The 21642-nt window shown below is 71.8% G+C and carries 10 protein-coding genes and 1 tRNA gene; 7 read left to right on the top strand and 4 right to left on the bottom strand.

Annotated features, from left to right (window positions below; translation table 11 throughout):
* Positions 1 to 4: 4 nt before the first annotated feature.
* From JIG36_RS25060 to JIG36_RS25050, 3 genes are all read right to left on the bottom strand, one after another.
* Positions 5 to 757 carry a DsbA family protein gene (locus tag JIG36_RS25060; RefSeq protein ID WP_203378841.1) on the bottom strand — a complete coding sequence of 251 codons (753 nt, stop codon included), beginning with the start codon at positions 755 to 757 and terminating at the stop codon, positions 5 to 7.
* Positions 754 to 1248 carry a MauE/DoxX family redox-associated membrane protein gene (locus tag JIG36_RS25055; RefSeq protein WP_203379002.1) on the bottom strand — a complete coding sequence of 165 codons (495 nt, stop codon included), beginning with the start codon at positions 1246 to 1248 and terminating at the stop codon, positions 754 to 756. Before JIG36_RS25055 ends, JIG36_RS25060 begins: the two co-directional genes overlap by 4 nt.
* Positions 1249 to 1325: 77 nt before the next feature.
* Positions 1326 to 1862, bottom strand: coding sequence for a sigma-70 family RNA polymerase sigma factor (locus JIG36_RS25050; protein ID WP_203378840.1), 537 nt, complete (start codon positions 1860 to 1862; stop codon positions 1326 to 1328).
* A gap of 137 nt (positions 1863 to 1999) precedes the next feature.
* Here JIG36_RS25050 and JIG36_RS25045 point away from each other — a divergent pair, with 137 nt between their 5' ends.
* The 4 genes from JIG36_RS25045 (at position 2000) to JIG36_RS25030 (ending at position 9955) form a co-directional block, all read left to right on the top strand.
* The gene (locus JIG36_RS25045; RefSeq protein ID WP_203378839.1) at positions 2000 to 3670 is read left to right on the top strand and encodes a copper resistance CopC/CopD family protein; all 1671 of its coding nucleotides are present in this window, start codon (positions 2000 to 2002) and stop codon (positions 3668 to 3670) included.
* A 147-nt stretch (positions 3671 to 3817) separates the two neighbouring features.
* Positions 3818 to 8311 carry a hypothetical protein gene (locus JIG36_RS25040; protein ID WP_203378838.1) on the top strand — a complete coding sequence of 1498 codons (4494 nt, stop codon included), beginning with the start codon at positions 3818 to 3820 and terminating at the stop codon, positions 8309 to 8311.
* A 607-nt stretch (positions 8312 to 8918) separates the two neighbouring features.
* Positions 8919 to 9515 carry an oligoribonuclease gene (gene orn / locus JIG36_RS25035; RefSeq protein ID WP_203378837.1) on the top strand — a complete coding sequence of 199 codons (597 nt, stop codon included), beginning with the start codon at positions 8919 to 8921 and terminating at the stop codon, positions 9513 to 9515.
* Between the two features lie 364 nt (positions 9516 to 9879).
* Positions 9880 to 9955, top strand: a tRNA-His gene (locus JIG36_RS25030).
* Between the two features lie 433 nt (positions 9956 to 10388).
* On the opposite strand, the gene JIG36_RS54190 is transcribed toward JIG36_RS25030, so the two are convergent.
* Positions 10389 to 12431: a sigma-70 family RNA polymerase sigma factor gene (locus JIG36_RS54190; protein ID WP_307872906.1), complete on the bottom strand. Its 2043-nt coding sequence runs from the start codon at positions 12429 to 12431 to the stop codon at positions 10389 to 10391.
* 259 nt (positions 12432 to 12690) lie between these two features.
* Between JIG36_RS54190 and JIG36_RS25020 the strand changes: the two genes are divergently transcribed.
* From JIG36_RS25020 to JIG36_RS25010, 3 genes are all read left to right on the top strand, one after another.
* On the top strand, positions 12691 to 14112 hold the full coding sequence (locus JIG36_RS25020; protein ID WP_203378836.1) for a pectinesterase family protein: 1422 nt from the start codon (positions 12691 to 12693) through the stop codon (positions 14110 to 14112).
* Positions 14113 to 14121: 9 nt separating this feature from the next.
* On the top strand, positions 14122 to 15555 hold the full coding sequence (locus JIG36_RS25015; RefSeq protein ID WP_203378835.1) for an RICIN domain-containing protein: 1434 nt from the start codon (positions 14122 to 14124) through the stop codon (positions 15553 to 15555).
* 128 nt (positions 15556 to 15683) lie between these two features.
* Positions 15684 to 21611 carry a CLIPPER-2 domain-containing protein gene (locus JIG36_RS25010; RefSeq protein ID WP_203378834.1) on the top strand — a complete coding sequence of 1976 codons (5928 nt, stop codon included), beginning with the start codon at positions 15684 to 15686 and terminating at the stop codon, positions 21609 to 21611.
* The last annotated feature ends 31 nt before the right edge of the window (positions 21612 to 21642 follow it).

Genomic DNA, 21642 nt, shown 5'->3' with positions numbered 1-21642 from the left:
CATCTCACCCCGCGGCCGCCGTGACCGCCTGGGTGAAGACCTCGGTGGTGGGCAGCGTGTTGTTCGGCCCCTCGACCTGCTTGCCGTTCACGACGATGGTCGGCGTGCCGTTGTAGCCGCGCGACGCGAACGTCTCGGTGACCTTGGTGGCCCACGAGTCGTACGTCTTGTCGTTGACCGCCGTGGCGAAGGTGTCGCCGAGCCCGACACTCTGCCCGAGCTCGATCAGCTTCTCGTTGCTCAGCCCGTCGCTGTTCTCCTCGGGCTGGTTGTCGAACAGGACCTTGTGGTACTCGAGGAACTTGCCGTCGACAGCGGCGGCCGCCGCGGCCCCGGCCGAGCGCGTCGAGTACTGCGTGCCGTTCGAGGCCCGGTCCAGGATGGACACCGGGTGGTAGCGCACGGTGATCTTCTTGTCGGCGACCATCTGCGTGATCGTCGGGCCGGTCTGGTCTTCGAACGAGTGGCAGATCGGGCACATGAAGTCTTCGTAGATGTCGACCGTCACCGGGCCGGTGCCGACCGCGAACGCCGTGCCGTCGTCGACCGCCACGCTGGGCGTGTTCACCTTCGACGCGTCGGTGCTCTTCTCCTGGTTGGCCAGCACGCCCCAGCCGATCAGGCCGGCGATCAGCAGGACGGCGACGACGCCGACCGAGGTCCAGATCGTCACCCGGCGGCGGCGCTCGGCCGCCTTCTGCTGTTCGACGATCCGCTTCGCGGCCGCGCGGTCACGCCCCCTGTTGCCCTTGCTCATCGATCCCCCATCAGAAGCCCGTCGACCGAGAACTTCGAGCGCGGCTTCCACACCAGAATGCCCGCCAGCGCGAGAAAGCCCACGTCGCGCAGGATGTCCAGGCCGTACTGTGCGGTGCGTCCGCCGGTCAGTTCCCCGCCCTTGCTGAAACAGCCACAGTCGATCTGCAGCCCGCGCGCCCACGCCGAGACGATGCCGGCGATGAAGATCACCAGCAGTACGGCGGCGATGGCCGCGCTGAGCCGGGTCGCTATGCCGATCAGCAGCAGGAGGCCCAGTGCGATCTCCAGGAACGGCTGCACGGCCCCGATCACCTTGGCGGTGTCGTAGGACATCAGGTCGTACGCGTTCACCGCGCGCGCCGAGGCGGCCAGGTCGGTCACCTTGAGACCGCCGGCGATCAGGAAGACCGCCGCCAGCCCCAGACGCGCGAGGGTGGAGATCCACGGCCAGGCCGCCGCGAGCCGGGATGGCTGCTGCCTCAAGTCCATGGTCACGCCCAGTTAGTCGACGCCACTGTCCCGCCGGTTCCCTCTAGTGTGCTGTGGTTTGGCTGGGAAGTGGCTGATTACACCGCGCGCGCCTGGGCGACCGCGGTCACCAGTTCGTCGCGGGCACGCGCGACCCGGGACCGGATTGTCCCGACCGGAACATCCTCCACCTCGGCCGCCTCGGCGTAGGAGAGTCCAAGGACCTGAGTCAGCACAAAAGCCGTACGCCGTTCCTCGCTCAGCCGGGACAGCAGGTCGGCGGTGGTCAGACGCTGCGCCGGGTCGGGGGAGGGTGACGCCGTCCACGCCTCGGCGGCCAGGCGGGCGTCGAGACGGCGGCGGCGGACCACCGAGCGCAGGTGGTCGGCGCAGGTGCGGCGGGCGATGCCGAGCAGCCAGGTGCGGGCCGTCGAGCGGGCCTCGAACGCGGGCAGGGCCTTGAAGGCGCGCAGATAGGTGTCTTGCGTGAGGTCGTCGGCCGAGCCCGGGTCGACCAGGGCGGCGGTGAAGCGCCAGACCTCGGCCTGGGTGGCACGGATGAACGCCGCCGTCGCGGCCGCGTCCCCCGCGCGGGCGGCGAGGGCGAGCGAGGTCGTTTCGTCCAGGCCGTCCATGGGCCAGCATCGTACGCCCTCAGGTCGGCGGAACCGGAGAGGCCGCCGTGCGGACTACCCGCAGTGGGCATTTCGGAACCTGAGGGGCCGTCGTGCCGACTACCCGCGGTGGGCAGGAGCGAACCCGATCGGGCAGCATGACGAGCATGATTGTTGACCGTCGCCGGGTTTGTCGCGCTATAGCGACACTTGCCGGGCTGTTCGTCGGCTTCTTGGCGGTGCTCCTCGGTCCCGCCGCCCCGGCCAGCGCCCACGCCGTTCTGGTCAACAGCGACCCCGGCAACGGCACGATCGTGCCCGACGCGCCGAACAAGATCACGCTGAACTTCAGCGAGTCGGTGCAGCTGCTCTCCGGCAAGATCCAGGTGCTGGCGCCGGACGGCTCCCGCGCCGACCAGGGCGATCCCACCGCCGACGGCGGCACAGTGACGATCCCGCTGCGTTCGGGCGGCGGCCGGGGGACATACCTGCTCAGCTACCGGGTGATCTCGGCCGACAGCCACCCCGTCGCGGGCAGCCTCACCTACTCGGTCGGCGCGGCGTCGGCCACCCCCACCGGGACGATCGACGACACCACGGTCGACCCGGTGGTGCGCGCGCTCATCCCGGTCGGCAAATACCTCGGGTACGCCGGCCTGGTGCTGCTGGTCGGGCCGGTGCTGGTGCTGGCGCTGCTCTGGCCGCACCGGCTGAGCCGCCGCGGCCCGGGCCGGGTCGTCTGGACGGGCGTGGGCCTGGTCATCGGCAGCACGCTGCTCGCGATCTGGCTCCAGGCGCCCTACTCGACCGGGTCCGGGCTCTTCGACGTGCGGGTGGGGGACCTCCGGGACGTCATCGGCAGCACGTTCGGCGCGATCATGCTGGTGCGCCTGGGCGTGATCTGCGCCTCGGCCCTGCTGCTGCGGCCCATGCTGCGCGGCACCGGCGCCGACTCCAAGACCGACCTGGCCCTGCTCGGCGTGCTCGGGGTGGCGGCGATCGCGACCTGGCCGCTGACCGGGCACCCGACGGCCTCCCCGGTGGCGGGCGTGTCGGTGGTGGTCGACGCGATCCACGTCGCGGCCATGGCGGTGTGGCTGGGCGGGCTGGTCATGCTGGTCGGCTTCCTGCTGCGCCAGGCCGATCAACGCGAGCTCGGGGCGATCCTGCCGATCTGGTCGCGCTGGGCCGCCACGGCGGTCGCGGCGCTGATCGTGGCCGGTGTCATCCAGGCGCTGATCGAGGTCGCGTCGCTCGACGGGCTCTTCAATACGACGTACGGGCGTCTGATCCTGACCAAGGTGGGACTGGTCGCGATCGTGCTGGGCGTCGCCTGGTACTCGCGGCGGCTGGTGAAGTCGAAGGCGGCCGAGGAGTCGCCGCGCGGGCTGCGCCGGGTGGTCTGGGCCGAGCTGGCGGTCACGGCGGTGGTGATCGGCGTGACCTCGGCGCTCGTGCAGATCGCGCCCCCGCGCTCGTCCGAGGCGTCGCAGACGGCGGCCGCCTCGACCACGGTCACCAAGACGCTCACCGACAAGAAGATGGCGCTGCAGATCGACATCTTCCCGGCCGCGGTCGGCAACAATTCGATCCACCTGTACGCGTACACGCCCGACAACAAGCCTCTGACGGTGGTCGAGTGGAGCGCGACGGCGGCGCTGCCCTCGAAGGGGATCGAGCCGATCGAGATCCCGCTGCTGCGCATCACGGACTTCCACGCCGTGGGCGACATCGCGCTGCCGGCCGCGGGGGAGTGGACGTTCAAGGTCACCGCGCGGATCAGCGACATCGATCAGTCGACGCTCTCGACGACGGCGACGATCAACTAACTGCGTCCTTCAACGGCCGGTTTCCCCGTACGGGAATCCGGCCGTTGTCATATCTATCAGCGATTTGGCGCTGGTTTGACCACTTTGGGGTTATTTGGATCTGTATGGTCACCGCAGTACCGCCCGAGCTTTGAGGGGGAGAAGCTGATGCGGGTGTTCCGCACCATCCTGGGAATGCTGGCGCTGACCATCGGTCTGCCGTCGCTGCTGGCGGGCGCCGGTCTGTGGGCCGCCATGCAGCACCGCGACCAGGGTGGCGCGTTCAGCGGGCAGCTCCAGCAGCTGTCCACGCCCGGATACGCGTTCGTGGTCGAGGACGTCGACCAGTTGCTGCGCTCGGACGCGCCGTTCACCCGGATCGGCGACACCCAGCTCGGCCTGGACGCGATCGTGCAGGACGGGCCCGCGTTCGTCGGCCTCGCGCCCACCAACGCCGTCCGTGGCTACCTGGCCGGGGTGCAGCACAGCACCGTCCGTACGGTCGACATCGGCACCGGCGCCCTTCCGGTCGCGACCACGGTCGTCGAGGGCATCCAGGCGCCGCGGTCGCTGCCCGGGCGTGAGGCGTTCTGGACCCGCACCGACAGCGCCGGCAAGATCTCCTGGACCCCTTCCGACGTACGGGGTGGTCCCTACAGCCTCGTCGTGATGAGCCAGTCCGCGCGGTCGAGCCTGCAGTTGCGCGCCGTGGCCGAACTGCGCCCCGGCTGGCTCAACTCGAGCGCGTGGGGCCTGCTCACGATGGGCACGCTGCTGGTGATGGTCGGCATGGTCGTGCTGGCCTGGCCCGGGCGCCGTCGCGAGATCGTCTACGTGGTCGAACCCAGCCAGGTGCCCGAGCTGATGCGTGCCATCGGGGCGCCGATGCCGATGCTGCCGTCGACCGGGCGGCCGGTCGGGGCCCACCGGCCGCGCTCGCTGGCGGACGCCCGTCCCGGGTCGGGGCCCGTTCCGGCCGTGCTGGCCTGGCCGCCTACGCCGACGCCGGCTTTGGCGGCTGCGGTGTCGTCGCCGGCGGCCGGTCCCGGGATGCCGCCGGACCCGGAGGAGTACGCGGCGGCGACCGCCATTCCTGTCCGGCAGGCGCCGGCGCCGGGGGAGCCGTTGGAGTTCATCGGCGCCACGGGAACGTCGTTGCCGCTCGGGGATGCGCCGTCGGCTCCCGCTCCGGCCCCGGTTTCCGCTGCCCCGGCTCCCGCCCCGGCCTCGCCGCAGCGGCGGCCGGAGAGGGCCGCCAAGCGGCGCAGCACCGTGTCGGACGACATTCCGATGTTCCAGGCCTCGGCCGTGGACGCCTGGGTCGCGGAGACCGCGCCGGTGCGTGCCCGCGAGACCGAGGCGCAGGCCGCCGCCCGGATGGCCGAGGCGGCCCGGCGTCGTGCGGTCGCCTCCGAGCCGGCCGCTTCTTCCGCTGCCGGTGCCGGCGCTTCCGACGCGGATGTGTCCTCCGCGTCGTCCGCGGTCTCCGCGTCGTCCGTGTCGGCCTCCGAGGAGGAGACGGTCGACTCGATCGACGCGGTGGCCGCCGCGTACGCCGCCGGTGCGGCCGACGCCCGCGCCGTCCGGGGCGAGATCGACGAGATGGACCGCGATCCCCGGATGGCCAACCAGAAGGTGTCGGTGGTCACCGGTCCCCGGGCCACCGACTGGACCGCGATGGGGATGCCGCGGGGAGGCCGACAGGCACCCACCGCCGACCGCCCCGCTCCCGCTGGTCGTCAGGCGGCCCCGGCCGATCGCGCTTCCGGGGGTCGTCCCGCGGCTGCTCCGGCCGGTCGTCCGTCTGAGGGCGCGGGTCGTCCGTCGCCTTCCGGTCGGCCTTCGCCGGCCGGGCGTTCCGGTCGTCCGTCGCCGGGTGGTCGTGGTGGCCGGCCTGGCGCGCCCGTCGGTCCCGGCGTTTCCCCGGTGTCCGCTTCGCCGTCCGGTCCCGCCGCTCCCGCTTCCGGGTCTGCCGGTTCCACGGCTGCTCCCAGTTCCGGCGCTGCGGCTGCTTCCGGTGGTCCCGGTGTTTCCGCTGCTTCGAGCGCTCCGGCTGCTCCTGCTTCGGGCGCTGCGGCCGCTTCGGGTGCTGCGGCGCCTGCTGTTTCTGCCACTTCGGGTGCTCCGGCCGCTTCGGGTGCTGCGGCGCCTGCGGCTCCTCCCGCTTCGGGCGCTGCGGCTGCTCACGGTGCCTCCGCCGCGTCGGGCGCTCCGGTTGTGACAGGCGGCACGAATGGTTCGTCGCCGCGTCCTGGTTCCGGGGCGCCGAGGCCGGGTACCGTCCGGAACGCGCCCGCCGGGCCCGCGAACGCCGCCCGCCCGGCCAGCCTGGCCGACACCCGGCCCACCGTCCGCGCCGGTGCTCCCGCACCGACGCCCGCCAAGACCCGCACCGAGCCGGCCACCTCATCCGCCAGTGGGGTCCGCCCGGCAATGGGAGCCGACACCGATACCGGCACTGACAACAGCCGCCCGGTGTCGGCTCCCGAGCCGTCGCCCACCTCCACGGAGGCGCGGGCCACCACGGCTCCGGTCGCTGCCTCTTCGGAAGCGTCCGCCGCGCCCCGGTCCGCCGCCGCTGTTTCGGGGCCGCCCGCTGGGGATTCTGTGGGTTCCGTCGCTGATCCGGATGCGTCGGCCGGGCCTTCGGCCGCCGCTTCGTCGGCGCCGGCCGCCGCGAGTTCCAGCGACTCTTCGGACGCACCGATCGCCGCCTCCGGGTCGGCCTCGGGTGCGTCGACCGTCGCCTCCGGGTCCGCCTCGGATGCCTCGACCGCTGCCACCGGGTCTACCTCGGATGCGCCGATCGCCGCCACCAGGGTCGCCTTGGAAGCAGCCGCCGGAAATTCCGCGGCGAGCGATGACCGGGCCCCGGCCGTGGACGGCGAGCCGGCGGAGAACATCACCGGTTCCGATGAGCGGCACCCGGAAGCGGGTGGCCGCGAGCCTGATTCGGCTTCGGCTGGGCGGCGTCCGGAAGCGGGCGGCGAGCAGCCGGGCGCGGCTTCGGCCACCACCGCTCCGGCCCCGCCTCGTCCGACGGTCCCGCGTCCGCCGGCGCCGTCGCGTCCGATCGTGCCGTCGCCGTCGCGCCCGGGGAACGGTGCCCAGCCTTCCTCCGCACCGGCCGTCCGGCCCGGTTCCGGGCCCACGCCGAACGGCACCGACCGCTCGGCCTCCGGCCCGGTCCCGGCCACGGCCTCCGCGGCGGCCCAGTCCGCACCGGCCGGCCCCGCTCGTGTCAACGGCCAGGCCCTCACGACCGACGCCGCACAGCTTCGCGCGGCCGGGGTCACCGCCGCGAACGGCCACGGACCAAATGGACAGTCCCCGGCCGTCGGGGCGAACCCCGGAGGCGCGGCCGCGCCGGAGCGGGCCGAACTCGCACCCACCCGGCCCAGCGCTCCGGTCGCCGCTGGCACGTTCGCATCGTCCTTCGCCGGAGCAGAGGCGTGGTCCCAGGCCGTAGGCCCGCTGGCCCAGCCCGCCGCGCGATCGCAGCCGGCAGGATCACGCCCCGAGCCACAGTCACCGGGCGCGACGCTGTCCGAGGCGCGTTCACAGGGTGTGGCTCTGTCCGAGGCGCCGTCCCAGGTTGCTGAGCCGGCCGGGTCCGAGGCGCAGTCCCGGGGTGCCGAGTCGGTGGCCCGAGCCGAGGTGCAGCCCCGGGATATGCAGCAGTCGGTGGCGCAGATCCAGCGCGCCGAGTCGGTGGCCGTTGCCGAGGGGCTGTCCCAGGGCTCGGAGCCGTCGGCGTCGCAGATCCAGGGCGCTGAGACAGTGGCCGGGGCCGAGGGGCTGTCGCAGGGTCCGGAGCAGTTCCACGGCACCGAATCCGATGGGCATGTCTCGGCGGCCGATGAGGGTGTGGCCGAGTCGGGGCCCACGGCCGGGGCGGGCGATGAAGACGGGTCGCTCGCGGCCGACCAGGAACGGCCGGCCTCGGGTTCTCGTGGGGCGTCGCGTGACCTCATGGCCGAGGCCCAGGGGCGGGTTGATGGCAGCGGGGCGACGTCGGCGTTCTCCGGGCGCTTGCCAGGATCGGGGCGTGCCCCGGCGGCCTGGCGCAAGGCGGCCGAGACGGTAGCGGCCCGAGCGGCCGAAGCCGCCGCCGTCGGCTCCGAACCGGCCGCCGACATGATCGAGGACGAGGCCGACGCCGCCGAGGCCAAGCCCGTGGCCAAGCCGAGGGCGAAGTCGACCCGTACGCGGGCCACGAAGCCCAAGCCCGACGCGGCCGGCGCCGACGCGGAGAAGCCGGCTCGGACCACCCGCACCACGGCGGCCAAGGCGAAGGCCGCGGCCGCGAAGCCCGCAGCGAGCAAAGCTGCCGCCAAGCCGGCCACCAAGGCCCCGGCCAAGTCGGCCACTCCCGCCAAGGCGACTCCGGCCAAGGCCGCTCCGGCCAAGGCGGCTCCGGCCAAAGCGAGTCCGGCCAAGGCCGCGCCCGACGCCCGGACCGCCACGCCGAGGCCGACCCGCCAGGCCCAGGACGTCCCGCTGCGCACCAGCACCGGTGCCATCCCGGCCGCGAGCGGCACCCCAGCCGGTTGGCTGGCGGCCTACCAGCAGGAAGCGGCCGACCTGCTGGCCGGCAGCACCCAGCAGCGCCGACGCCGCCGGACCACCTCGACGCCGATCGACCAGCCCGACGAATCCTGACCCCGACCACGACGAATGCCGCCCACCCGGGCGGCCTTTTTCGTCCCCCGCCAAACGCCGAGCCGAGCCAGCGCCGCCGAGCCAAGCGCCGAGCCGAGCCAGCGCCGCCGAGCCAAGCGCCGAGCCGAGCCAGCGCCGCCGAGCCAGGCCGAGCTCCGCCGCGAGCCGAGCCCAGCCGAGCTGCGCCGGGTCGAGCCCAGCCGAGCTCCGTCGAGCTGCGCCGGGCCGAGCCCAGCCGAGCTGCGCGGGAACGAGCCCAGCCAAGCTCTGCCGGGCCGAGCCGACTTCCGCCGAGCCAAGCCCGCCGAGCCGATCCCAGGCTCCCGGGCCGTGCGCCTCTCGTCGGAGCCGGAGCCGGAGCCGGAGCCGGTCGCGAACGCCGAAAGGGCCCTCCACGCTGCCGACGCGGAGGGCCCTTTACCGGGGGAACGGAGTAACCGAAGGGGGGCTTCGTCCGTTAAGACCAGTTTAGCCCCTTGCGGGCATAAGTGGGAGTTCATCGCCCGAAAGCGGACAAACGGCCACCCTGCGACGGTCGTGCCTTGACGGGCCCGGACGGGTGGCTCGGGACGAGGTGACAGCGGTCCATGCCGTCGCGGCGTAGGCTGTGCCCGTGGCTGATCATTTGGTGTGGATCGACTGTGAGATGACGGGCCTCGACCTGGGCAAGGACAAGCTCATCGAGGTCGCCGCGCTGGTCACCGATGCCGATCTCAACGTTCTGGGTGAGGGCGTCGACCTGGTCATCCACGCCGACGACGCCGCGCTCGACGCCATGCCGCCCGTCGTACGCGACATGCACGCCAAATCGGGACTGACCGAAGAGGTGCGCGCCTCGGCGATCACCATGGCCGAGGCCGAGGAGGCGGTCCTGGCGTACGTCCGTCAGTACGTCACGAACCCCCGCACCGCCCCCCTCTGCGGCAACTCGATCGCCACCGACCGGGGCTTCCTGGCCAGGGACATGCCGGCGCTCGACTCGTTCCTGCACTACCGCATGATCGACGTCTCCTCGATCAAGGAACTGTGCCGCCGCTGGTACCCCCGCGTTTACTTCGGCCAGCCCGCCAAGGGTCTGGCCCACCGCGCGCTCGCCGACATCCGCGAGAGCATCCGCGAGCTGGAGTACTACCGCCGCGCGATCTTCGTCCCGCTCCCCGGCCCCGACATCGAGGCCGCCAAGGTGATCGCCGCCGAGCTCTGACGAACCGGGCTGAGTGGCCAGGTCGAGCGACCGGACTGAGCAGCCAGGTCGAGCGGCCGGGCCGAGCTGCCAGGTCGAGCGGCCGGGCCGAGCTGCCAAGGTCGAGCTGCCAGGTCGAGCGGCCAGGTCGAGCGGCCGGACCGAGCTGCCAGGTCGAGCGGCCGGGCCGCCAGGACGCGTGGGCCGGGCAGGTGGTCGCCGGCGAGGCACTGCTGTCGGGTGCCGTCGCGCATGAGCAGCCGCTGAGCTCCGGGTCCGCGTGTAAACAGCGTCACCCGACCGAGCCGGGAACCCGCTCGACAGGCCCCGCCGTGATGCGGCTATGATTGTCCAGCACCACGGGGATGCGTCCTCGTGCGCGATGGTGGTCGTAGCTCAGCTGGTAGAGCACCTGGTTGTGGTCCAGGGGGTCGCGGGTTCAAGTCCCGTCGATCACCCCAACATCGCACGGCACGCAAAGGCTCGGTCCAAGTGACCGGGCCTTCGCTGTATCCACGCATGATCCGCGGAGTTATCCACAGTTCTCGGCTGTCCACAGGGCGGGCACCGGGCGGCTCCGAAGATCTGTTCAGCTCGGTAAAATGGCTGGTGGCGGGGGACCCCCGGTGGAGGGCGGGCCCTGTTGTTGATCTCCACGCGTGATCAACAAGGCCGAGCCGTGCCGAGAACGATCGCGCCGGCGTCGTGCAAGAGCAGCCGCGCGCAAGCCGTGTGCCGAGAACTGCCTGTGCCGCCGTCACGCGAGAGCGACCGCGCAGGCTGCGTGGCCGGGAACAATCGCGCCGGCGGCACGTGAGAGCGACCGTGCAAGCCGCGCGGGCCGAGAGCAACCGTCGGCCCCACGTCCAGAGCAACCACGCCAGCCGTACGGAATCAGGACCCCGACTTCATCGAGGCGCCGAGATTTGAGCCCGTGACCAGGAAGTCTGTGCTCGGCAGGCGCCCCGCGGGCGTACGGGAACCCTCGGCGACCGACGGCGAGACCGACCGGAACCGCGACACCGACCAACCCCCGATCTGCCAACTGTTGCCCGACGCGACCGAGCCCGCCGCCAAGCCGGCCGGATCGCCCGCATTGGCCACGGCGACGTTCGCCCGCAGGGTCGCCTCGCCGCCGGGTAGGGCGAAACCCGACCCGCGGTTCCGGAAAGCCGTGTTGTTGGTCAGGGTCAGGCCAAGGGTGGCGCCGCCGTCGTCGGTGAAACCGTGGTTGCCGTTGTTCCAAGCCGCATTGTGCCTCAGCCGGTGCGACGCGGGGGCGCCGGTCAGGACAAAACCGTTGCCGCCGTTGTCGTACGACCAGTTGTGCTCGACCAGCACGGGACTGTCGAACTTCAGGTCCAGCCCGGACTCGCCGTTGCCCGCGAAACGGTTGCCACGCACCACGTTGCCCGCGCCCGAGCCGAACTGGACGCCCAGCCCGATCCCGTCGGAGCCGGTGAAATCGCTGTCGAGCACCTGGTTGCCGGTCGTGCCGGGGTCGCGCAGCATCATCCCGGCCCGCACGTTGTCGCGCAGGGTGAGCCGCTGGAACACGTTCGAATGGCAGCCCGAGCACACGTACGCATGGCTGGGCGCGTTCCTGATCTCCAGACCCCGCACGGTCCAGTACGACGACGTCTGGTCGATGGCCCAGTCGGTGGCGGGCAGGGCGGCGGCGTCGATCACCGGCCGCTCGTCGCGGTAGTTGCTCACCGTGATTCGCCGCGACGCCGTCCCGTCGACGGCGATCTCGATCTCGGAGGTCAGCCGGTACACGCCGCCCCGCATCGCGATCGTCTGCCCGGGTTTCACCTGGGAGACAGCCTTTTCGAGCGTCCCGTACGGCTTCCCGACCGACCCGTTCCCCGCGCGGTCCGATCCGGAGGGCGCCACGTACAGGTCGGCCCGCTGCACACCCGTGCCGATCACCGCGGGTCGTGGGGCGGCCGCGGCCCGGCTGCGGACGACGGTTCCCGGCGCCGAGGGCCGCACCACGGCCGGCGGCGGCGCCACCGCGATCTCCCGTTCCTCCAGCGGCGACTGGTGGACGGCGTAGACGATGCCGCCGCCGACCGCCACCGATGCCGCGGCCGCGACGGCGAGCAGCTTGTGGGAGAGGAACGTCGACGTGGTCTTGGCCGACGTGAGGATGCCGGCGGCGAGGGCGGCCGGCACCGGCAGCGCGGCGATCCCGAGCAGCAGCTCCTCGGGGGCGACCAGGCCGTGCGCGCCGAGGGTGCACTGCGGACATTCCCGTACGTGGCGGACCAGCCGTTTACGCCAGAGCGGGTCGGCAACCCCGTCCCACCGCTTCACCTGCGTGATCAGCGCCGGGCAGCGGGGTCGCGCGCGCAACGCCCGCACCACGCCCCGGGCCGCGTCGAGCTGCGCCTTCATCCGCTGGACGCGCACGGCCGCGTGTTTGGGCTGGACCTCGAGCGCGGCGGCCAGCTCGGTGCGGGTCAGCTCGCCCGCCGCCTCCTGCCACCACAGACCGAGCAGCCGCCGGTCCTGATCGTCCAGCCACCTCGTGGCCTCGATCAGTTCGCGCCGCTGGTCGGCGACGACCAGTTCGGCGGTGGCGCGTTCGGCGAAGTCGGCGCCGGGGTCGGGCACGTCGAGCGGGGACGGCAGGGGCCGCACCCGGGTGGTGCGGCGCGCCCGCAGGTGCAGGTGGATCTGCCGGTACGCGATGGCGATCAGCCAGGACCGGAAGCGCTCGGGTTCGCGGAGTCCGTCGAGGCCGCGGACGGCCCGCAGCATCGTCTCCTGCACGAGGTCGTCGACGTCGGGGTGGCCGTCGAGGGCGCGTCCGACGATGTTGTAGATGAGCGGCAGGTGCTCGGCGATGAGCGTGTCACGGGCCGCGAGGTCGCCGCTCTGGGCCTTGTGGACGAGACGCGTGACATCCCAAGCGATCTTACTCTGGGTCACGTCCGCCTCCCGGGCTCACATCTAAGATCATCCATCGGATACGCGCCCGAAATGGCCGGCCCGATGCTGACACGGGCGCTCGGAGCTGTAAAGAGAAGAAAGTTCGGCGATTTCTGTTGTCGTCGGCCGGTCAGCGCATCTACCAGGGTGCCGCCGTTTCCCCGCGTCGGCGACAGCACAGCGTGACCTTTCGGGAGCGCTCCCACAATCCGAGACGATCGTCCCGCGTCTCGGGTGACTCCAGTGAGAGGACAAGAGGTTGTCCCGATCACCCCTCAGAAGGCGCCTCCTCGTCGCCGCCCTGACGATCGCGGTCCCCACCGCCGCGATCGTCGTGAGTGTCCTGCCGTCCATTGCGGCGACCCTGCCCGCGGCCGGCGGCACCTATCAGCTCAAGGTGACCAAGAGCGGCATGTGCATCGACGTCCCCGGTGCCTCGTCCGCCAACGGCGCCCTGCTCCAGCAGTGGGGCTGCACCAGCGGCGCCGCCTGGCAGCAGTTCAAGCTGGTCGCCGCCGGTTCGAACTACCTGCTGCAGAACGTCAGCAGCGGCAAGTGTGTCGACGTGCCCGGCGCGAGCACGACCAGCGGCGTGCAGCTGCAGCAGTGGGGCTGCGCGAGCGCGCAGACCAACCAGCAGTGGCGGCTGGCCGCCAGCGGCACCGACACGTTCCAGATCATCAACGTCGGCAACGGCCTGTGTGTCAGCGACAAGGACGCCTCCACCTCGTCCGGCGCCGCGATCATCCAGGAGACGTGCACCGCCAACTCCAACAAGCAATGGGCGTTCACGCCGGTCGGCAGCACGGGCCCGGCCACGGTGGCCAAGGACGGCACCGGTCAGTACACGACCGTCCAGGCCGCCATCGACGCCGTCCCGGCGAACAACACCACGCGGCGCGTCATCACGATCAAGGCGGGCACGTATCGCGAGATCGTCACCGTGCCGTCGAACAAGCCGTACGTGACGCTCCAGGGTCTCGGCGGCAGCGCGAGCCAGACCGTGATCGTCAACAACCACAGCTCGGCCGGCGGTTACGGCACCTCGGGCAGCGCCACCGCGTTCCTCGACGGGCACGACTTCGCCGCGACGAACCTGACGTTCAGCAACGACTACGGCGAGGGCAGCCAGGCCGTCGCCGTGAATCTGAACGCCGACCGGTCCGTCTTCGACAACGTGCGGTTCCTCGGCAACCAGGACACGTTCCTGGTCAACAACAACCGGTCGTACGTCAAGAACTCGTACGTGGAGGGCACGGTCGACTTCATCTTCGGCGGGGCCACCACCGTCTTCCACAACACCTCGGTCTACGAGAAGCGCAGCAGCGGCGGACCGATCACCGCGGCCAGCACCGATGCCGCCAAGACGTACGGGCTGCTCTTCTACAAATGCACGATCACCGGCGCGGCGAACAACGTCACGCAACTCGGCCGTCCCTGGCGCCCGAACGCCCAGGTTCTTTACCGCGAGTCGAGCCTGAGCGCCACGATCAAGACCGCCCAGCCGTGGACCGACATGTCCGGCAACACGTGGCAGAACGCGCGCTTCCTCGAGTACAAGAACACCGGCTCCGGCGCCGGCACGAACAGCAACCGGCCGCAGCTCAGCGACTCGCAGGCCGCCAATTACACCCCGCAGAAATATCTGGCCGGCAGTGACGGCTGGAACCCGGTCGGCTGAAGGAGACCCGTGAAGAAAATCAGCATCGCGGCGCTGGTGACGACCACCATTGCCGCCCTCATCGGTATCTCCGTGCTGCCCTCGGACGCGGCGGTGACCCCGGCCGCCGGTGGCACCTATTACCTGGCCGTCACCAAGAGCGGGAAGTGCATCGACGTGCCCGGTGCGAGCAGCGCCAACGGTGCGCTGCTCCAGCAGTGGGGCTGCACGGACGGCGCCAACTGGCAGCAGTTCAAGGTGGTCGCCGCCGGCTCGAACTATCTGTTGCAGAACGTCAGCAGTGGCAAGTGCATCGACGTCCCGGGGGCGAGCACGACCAGCGGCGTGCAGTTGCAGCAGTGGGGTTGCGCGAGCGGGCAGACCAACCAGCAGTGGCGGTTCGCGGCCAGCGGCTCGGGCACCTTCCAGATCATCAACGTCGGCAACGGCTTGTGCATCAGCGACAAGGACGCGTCGACCGCTTCGGGTGCGGCGATCATCCAGGAAACGTGCACCGCGAACAGCAACAAGCAGTGGGCGTTCAATACGGCGGCCACCAATCAAAGAACCTGGCCGAACGCCCCCGACGGCTTCGCGGCCACGGGCGGCGGCACGACCGGCGGCGCCGGCGGCACCACGGTCACGGTCAGCAACCTGGCCGACCTCACCAAGTACGTCACGGCGACCGAGCCGTACGTCATCAGGGTCTCCGGCGCCATCACCGTCACGCCCAAGGGAACCGAGCTCAAGGTCAAGTCGAACAAGACGATCGTGGGCGTCGGCACGAGCGGGCACATCGTTGGCGGCGGCTTCTTCCTGGGCGAGGGCGTACGCAACGTCATCATCCGCAACCTGACCATCCGTGACACCGCGATGACCGACGACGACCCGGACGACAAGGTCTACGACTACGACGGCATCCAGATGGACACGGCCGACCACATCTGGATCGACCACAACACCATCACGCGCATGAACGACGGCTCGATCGACAGCCGCAAGGACACGACCTATCTGACCGTGTCGTGGAACGTGCTGTCGAACAACAACAAGTCGTTCGGCATCGGCTGGACCGACAACGTGACCGCGCGGATGACGATCCACCACAACTGGCTGCACGACACCAACCAGCGCAACCCCAGCGTCGACAACGTCGCCTACGCGCACCTCTACAACAACTATCTGCAGAACATCACGTCGTACGGGAATCTCTCGCGCGGCAGCACCAAGCTGGTGCTCGAGAACAGCTACTTCGACAACGTGAAGAACCCGTACTACAACGACACCTCGGCCGCCCAGCTCAAGCAGAGCGGCAGCATCGTCGTGAACAGTTCGGGCAAGCAGCAGACCAACGGTTCCGCCTTCACGCCGAGCAGCTTCTACTCGTACACCCTCGACCCCGCCGCCGACGTCCCGAGCCTGCTCAAGACGTACGCCGGACCGCAGGCGAACATCGGCCTGTGACGAGACGGCCGGCCGGGGTCGGGGAGCTCCGGCCGGCTTCTCTCGCATACGGCCGTCGGGTGAGCACCCGGCACAGGAATAACCGCAAAAGCGACGTAAGCTCACCTTTTCCGGCATAACTTCCTGGGGTGAGCTTTGCCCGGCGGATCCGACCATGGCGCGGCCTGCTCGCCCGCGTCGCGGCCGTGGCCGTGCTCACCGGGATGTGCCTGCTCCTGCCGGCGGCCCTCCCGGGCGCGGGGCCGGTGGCGACCGCGGCCACCGCCTGTCCCACGCCGGTCGCCCTGGTCAACGGCGACTTCGAGCTGCCGGTCATCAACGCGGCCTCGATGTCGCTGATCAACGAGACGAACATGCCGGGCTGGAAGACAACCGCGCCCGACAAGGTCTTCGAGCTGTGGCGGCAGGTCCGCCAGGGCGTCGACGCCGGCTCCCGCGAGCAGTTCGTCGAGCTCAACGCCAACTACGTGTCCACCCTCTATCAGGACGTCGCCACCACACCCGGGCAGGTGCTGCGCTGGCAGCTCAGGCACCGCGGCCGCCTCGGCACCGACGTCATGGCGGTCAACATCGGGCCGGCGAGCGGTGTGCAGGTGCGGCAGCGGACGATCTCGGACGGGCAGGCCTGGGGCACCTACGGCGGCAACTATACCGTGCCCGCGGGGCAGACGAACACCCGCTTCGCGTTCGAGTCGATCTCGGCGGCGCAGAACATGCCGACCCACGGCAACTTCCTCGACGGGATCTCGTTCGGCACCTCGGCCTGCCTGTTCACGACGACCACGGTCTCGCAGGCCATGGCCACCGTGGGCGATGTGGTGACGTACACCGTGACCGCTCGTAACGACGGTGGCAACCCGGCGCAGCTCAGCGTGCTCAGCGACGACCTGCCGACCGGCCTGACCTTCGTGCCCGGCTCGATCCGCTCGATCAACGGCTCGGCCACCACCACGGTCAGCGACGCGGCCGACAGCGACACCGGCGAATATGCGGCCTCGACGCGTACGGTCAGCGTCCGGACCGGATCCGGCGCGGGCTCGTCGAGCGGCGGCACGATCCCGGTCGGGGAGAGCCGTTCGTTCAGCTACCAGGCCCGGGTGACCTCGGCCGTGGCCGCCACGACGGTCGGCAACGACTCGGCCGCCACCTATACCGACGACCTGGCCGGCACCCGGCCCACCGCCACCTCCGACCCGGCCTCGACCGTCGTCGCCGCGGCGGCCGACCTGGCGGTCTCGGGCACGGTCGCGGCGCCGGGCGTGGTCGCGGGCCGCCGGGCCACCACGAACTTGACGGTCACCAACGGCGGGCCCAATTCCGCGGGCGCCGTGCAGGTCACCGCTACCGCCCCGGCCGGCATCACCAACGTCTCCGCGACCACGCCGCAGGGCACCTGCACGGTCTCCGGCTCGACGGCCGTCTGCGACGTCGGATCGCTCACCACCTCGGGCACGGCGACCGTGGCCGTGTCGGGTGACGTTCCCGCTGCCGCCACCCCGGGCGCCCAGGCCACGCTCACCGCTTCGGTCGCGAGCGGCACGTACGAGCTCAATCAGGCCGACAACGCGACGTCGATCAGTGCCACGGTCGCGACCCAGGCCGACCTCGATGTCGCGCTGACGTACACGCCGTCGACCCCGGTGGCCGGCGGCACGGTGACCTACACGGCCACCGTCGCCAACTCCGGGCCGTCCACCGCCCGTACGGTGGTGCTCACCGACCCGGTCGCCACCGGCTCGACCTTCGTCAGCGCCTCCACCCCGGGCGGTTCCTGCTCGTTCAGCTCGACCCGGACCGTCGAGTGCACGCTGCCCGACCTGAACCCGGGCGCGACGCAGGCGGTCACGATCGTCGTGCAGCTCGATCCGGGCGGCTCCGGGGCGATCAACAACGCCGTCTCGGTCAGTGCGTCCACGCCCGACCCGGTGGTGGGCAACAACAACAGGTCGGTGCAGTCGTCCGGGACCTCGGTCGCCGACGTCGGGGTGAGCCTCACCCTCGGCGCGAGCTCGGCCCAGCCCGGCGACACCGTGCCGTTCACGCTGGTGGTGACCAACCACGGTCCGTCCACGGCGACCAACGTCTCGTTCAACACGGTCGTGCCGCCCGGCATCACGGTGATCCGGCCCAGCAGCCCGTACTGCACCGCCACCGCCTGCACCTTCCCGGGACTGGCCCCGGGGCAGGTCGTGACCATTCCCGGCACCACCCGGGTCGAGGCCGACGCGGCGGCCGGGGTGCAGCAGGGCAGCACGACGGTCATCTCGCCGACCACCGACAACAACCCGGCCAACGACACCGACACCGTCACGTTCACGATCCTGCTGCGGGCCGACCTCGCCGTCACCCAGAGCCTCACCGACTCCGGCGGCTCGCCGACCCTGGTGGCCGGGCGCACCGTCCGCGGCGTCGTGACCGTCACCAACAACGGCCCGACCCGCGCCGACGGCGTGTCGTTGCGGCAACCCGTCCCGGCCGGCCGCACGATTCCGGTCGCGACGATCTCGGGCGGTGGTTCCTGCACGTTCCAGGGCACCGGCAGCCCTGGCTCGGTGACCCCGGACGGTGGCATTTACCTGTGCACGGTCGCGTCGCTGGCCGGTTCGGCGACGTGGACGATCACGTTCGCCGACGTGCCCCTGCCACCGGGATATCAGGGCACAACCTTCGCCCGTACGGCGTCGGTGTCGTCCTCCGCCCCCGACCCGGACCCGGCCAACGACAGCGTGACCACCACCGCCACGGTCGAGCACCGCGCCGACCTGCGCGTCACCATGACGACGTCGACGCCCACGGCCGTGCAGACGGGACCGGTCGCCTTCCGCGCCACCGTGGAGAACCTCGGCCCCTCCGACGCGGCGTCGGTGGTGATGCGCGAGGACACGTCCGGCGGCCTCACGCTGACCACGGGAACACCCACTTCCGGCGCGTACGACCCCACGGCGCGCACCTGGACGCTCGGCTCGCTCGCCGTGGCGGCCACCGAGCGGCTCGACCTGGCCGGTCAGGCCCAGTCGGCCGGCAGCCACACCGCCACCACCCAGATCGTCTCCTCGGCGAGCACCGACAGCGGCTCCTCGAACGACAGCGACTCGGCCACGGTCACGGTCGCGGCGGCCGCGCCCTCGCTCGGGCTCGAGGTCACCACCACGGTCGCGCCCGGGTCGGCCTCCGGTGCGGGTGCGGGCGACACCATCACGTACACGTACCGCGTCACGAACACCGGCAACCTGCCGATGAGCCAGCTCGTCGTGTCCGGCTCCCGTGGCGGGCCCGGCACCTGCGGCACGACCGTGCTGGCGCCCGGCGCCGTGACCACCTGCCCGGCCGGCAGCTATCAGGTGACCTCGGCCGACGTCACCGCCGGGCAGCCGATCGCGGACGTGGTGACGGCCGACGCGGAGAACTCGGCCACCACCGGTCCGGTGCAGTACGCCAAAGTGACCGCCAAGAACCCGGTCGCGGCGGCCCACCCGTCGCTGGTCGTCGTGGTGTGGCCGACGGTCAGCACGGCCGGTCGGCAGAACGCGGCCGCGGTGGGGGACCGCATCGACTACGCGTACGAGATCGTCAACAACGGCAACGTGGCCATGGAGTTCATCGGCCTCACCGACACCCGGGCGAGCGGCATCTCGTGCCCGGCCACGACGCTGGCCATCGGCGCCTCGATGATCTGCACGGCGGCGTCCGGCTACGTCGTCACCCAGTCCGACCTCGACGTGGGCGGTCCGGTCAGCGACGCCGTCACCGTCAGCGCCCGGCCCGCCGGCCTGACAACCGCCTCGACGTACGGGCCCTTCCACGCCGACATCTCCGTGGCCGCGCCCGTCCCGGCGCTCGAGATGCTGGTCACCGCCGACCGTTCGGCGCCGGCCGGGGCCGGCGACGTGATCGGCTACGACTACGCGGTGACCAACGTCGGCAATGTGACCGTCGGGCAGATCGACGTCACCGACGAACTGATCGACGTCATCGACTGCCCGGCGCCCACGGTGGCGGTCGGCGCCACGATGACCTGTACGTCGGACGGCGGCTACGCGGTCACCCAGGACGACGTCGACGCGGGCGTGAACATCGAGGACGACGCGGTGGTCATCGGTCAGGGTGTCGCGCCCGGCAGCGCGGTCGTGACGGCCGAGGGCTACGACCCGGTGCCGGTTGTGGCCGCGGCGCGGGCGATGAGCATCGCGGTCACGCCGACCGTGACGCCCAGCAGCCACGCGAGCGGGCTCACGCTGGGCGACCGGATCGCGTACGCCTACACGGTGCGCAACACCGGCAACGTCACCGCGCGCACGGTCACCGTGACCGACTCCCGCTTCGGCACCGCCTCGTGCCCGTCGGCCACGGTCGCGGTCGGCGCCACGATGGCGTGCACGGCCGGCGCGGCCTACACGGTCACCCAGGACGACGTGGACACCGGCGGCTCGATCGCGCTCACCGCCCGGGTGCGGGCCGGGACCACCGTGCTCGACTCCGCGACGACCGGTCTGCCCCTCGCCTCGGCCCGGGGCTCGCTGACCCTCACCGTGACGCCGGTCGTGGCCCCGGCCTCGCACAGCGCCGCGGTCGAGGCCGGCGACACCATCGGCTACAGCTACCGGGTCGTCAACGCCGGCCTGGTCACCATGCGCGGCGTCGCCGTCGACGACGACACCCTGGGCGCGGCCGCCTGCGACGCGACCACGCTGACTCCCGGCGCGTCCACCCGGTGCACGTCGCCGCGTTCCTACACGGTCACGGCCCAGGACATCGACGACGGCGAGGCGATCACCACCGAGGCCTACGTCTCGGGGCGGCTCCCCGGCGGCGCGACGGTGACCTTCGGCCCGGCCACGGCCGGCGTCGCCGTGCTCGCGCCCGCCCCCGGCCTGTCGGTGCTGGCGACCGCCACCGTGACCCCGGCCGCCCACCAGTATGCGGCCCAGCCCGGAGACACCGTCGCGTACACCTTCGCGGTCGCGAACACCGGGAACCGTGCGCTGACCGGAATCGTCGTCACCGCGACCCGATCCGGAGTGGCCCGCTGCCCCGCCGCCACCCTGGCCGTCCGCGCGACGATGACCTGCACGGGCCTGCGCGAGGTGACCGTCGGCCAGCCCGACCTGGACGCGGGCGGCCCGCTGATCGAATCGGTCCGGGCCACCGCCGGGGCGCTCGCCTTCGGCCCGTTCACGGTCGCCACCCCGCTCGAGCGGCCGGCGCCCACCCTGCAGATCGTGGCCGCGACCACGGTCACTCCCGCCGCGCACCGGTCGGGCGTGACGGCCGCCGACTCGATCGCCGTCGCCTACCGCGTCACCAACACCGGCAACGTCTCGATGACCGCCCTGACCGTGTCATCGGCGACCTGCCCGGTCCCGGCTCTCCGCCCCGGCGCGGTGGTCACCTGTCCCGTGCCCGCGGCCTACGCCGTGACCCAGGCCGATGTCGACCGCAACCAACCGCTGTCGTTCCAGGCCTCCGCGACCGCGACGTGGTCGGGGCGTGCGTTCACCTTCGGCCCGGCGGCGGCCACGGTGCCCGTCGCGGCCCCGCGCCCCCGGGTGACCGCGGTCCAGACAGCCACCTGGACGGACCGCGACGGCGACGGCCGGCTGGGTGTGGCCGACGACGTGGTGTCCACGTTCCAGGTCACCAACACCGGCAACGTCACCCTGGTCAACGTCCGGGTCACGGGCCTGCCCGCCGCCGTGACCTGCACCCCGGCCCGGCTGGCGCCCGGTGCCCGCGCGACCTGTGTGTCGGCGCCCTACCACCTGACGGCCGCGGACCTCGCGGCCGGCGAACGCACCAGCGAGGCCATCGTGACCGGTGACGTGGAGTCGATGGGCCGCCCGGCCCGGGCCGCCGCCCCGTCCACAGTGGTTGTCCCGGCCGACTCTCCGGACGCACCCGGCACCGTTCCGGTGACCGGTCCCGCGGCGGCCCGGATGGCCCTGACCGGTGGCGCGCTGCTGGCCCTGGGGGTGGCCCTGATGCTGTTGCTGACCGTGACCCCGGAGGGCGAGACCCGGCGGACGCCGGTGCGCCTGCCCGGCCGCCACCGTCGATAACGGCTGCCTTCGTCAGTGACGGCCGCCCTTG

The sequence above is a fragment of the Paractinoplanes ovalisporus genome (assembly GCF_016834655.1).
Taxonomy (GTDB): Bacteria; Actinomycetota; Actinomycetes; order Mycobacteriales; family Micromonosporaceae; genus Actinoplanes; species Actinoplanes ovalisporus.
This window is presented reverse-complemented; position numbering and strand designations above follow the sequence as displayed.

Coding starts and splice junctions, on each gene's coding strand:
- JIG36_RS25060 (WP_203378841.1), bottom strand. CDS start 757: ATGAGCAAGGGCAACAGGGGGCGTGACCGCGCGGCCGCGAAGCGGATC.
- JIG36_RS25055 (WP_203379002.1), bottom strand. CDS start 1,248: ATGGACTTGAGGCAGCAGCCATCCCGGCTCGCGGCGGCCTGGCCGTGG.
- JIG36_RS25050 (WP_203378840.1), bottom strand. CDS start 1,862: ATGGACGGCCTGGACGAAACGACCTCGCTCGCCCTCGCCGCCCGCGCG.
- JIG36_RS25045 (WP_203378839.1), top strand. CDS start 2,000: ATGACGAGCATGATTGTTGACCGTCGCCGGGTTTGTCGCGCTATAGCG.
- JIG36_RS25040 (WP_203378838.1), top strand. CDS start 3,818: ATGCGGGTGTTCCGCACCATCCTGGGAATGCTGGCGCTGACCATCGGT.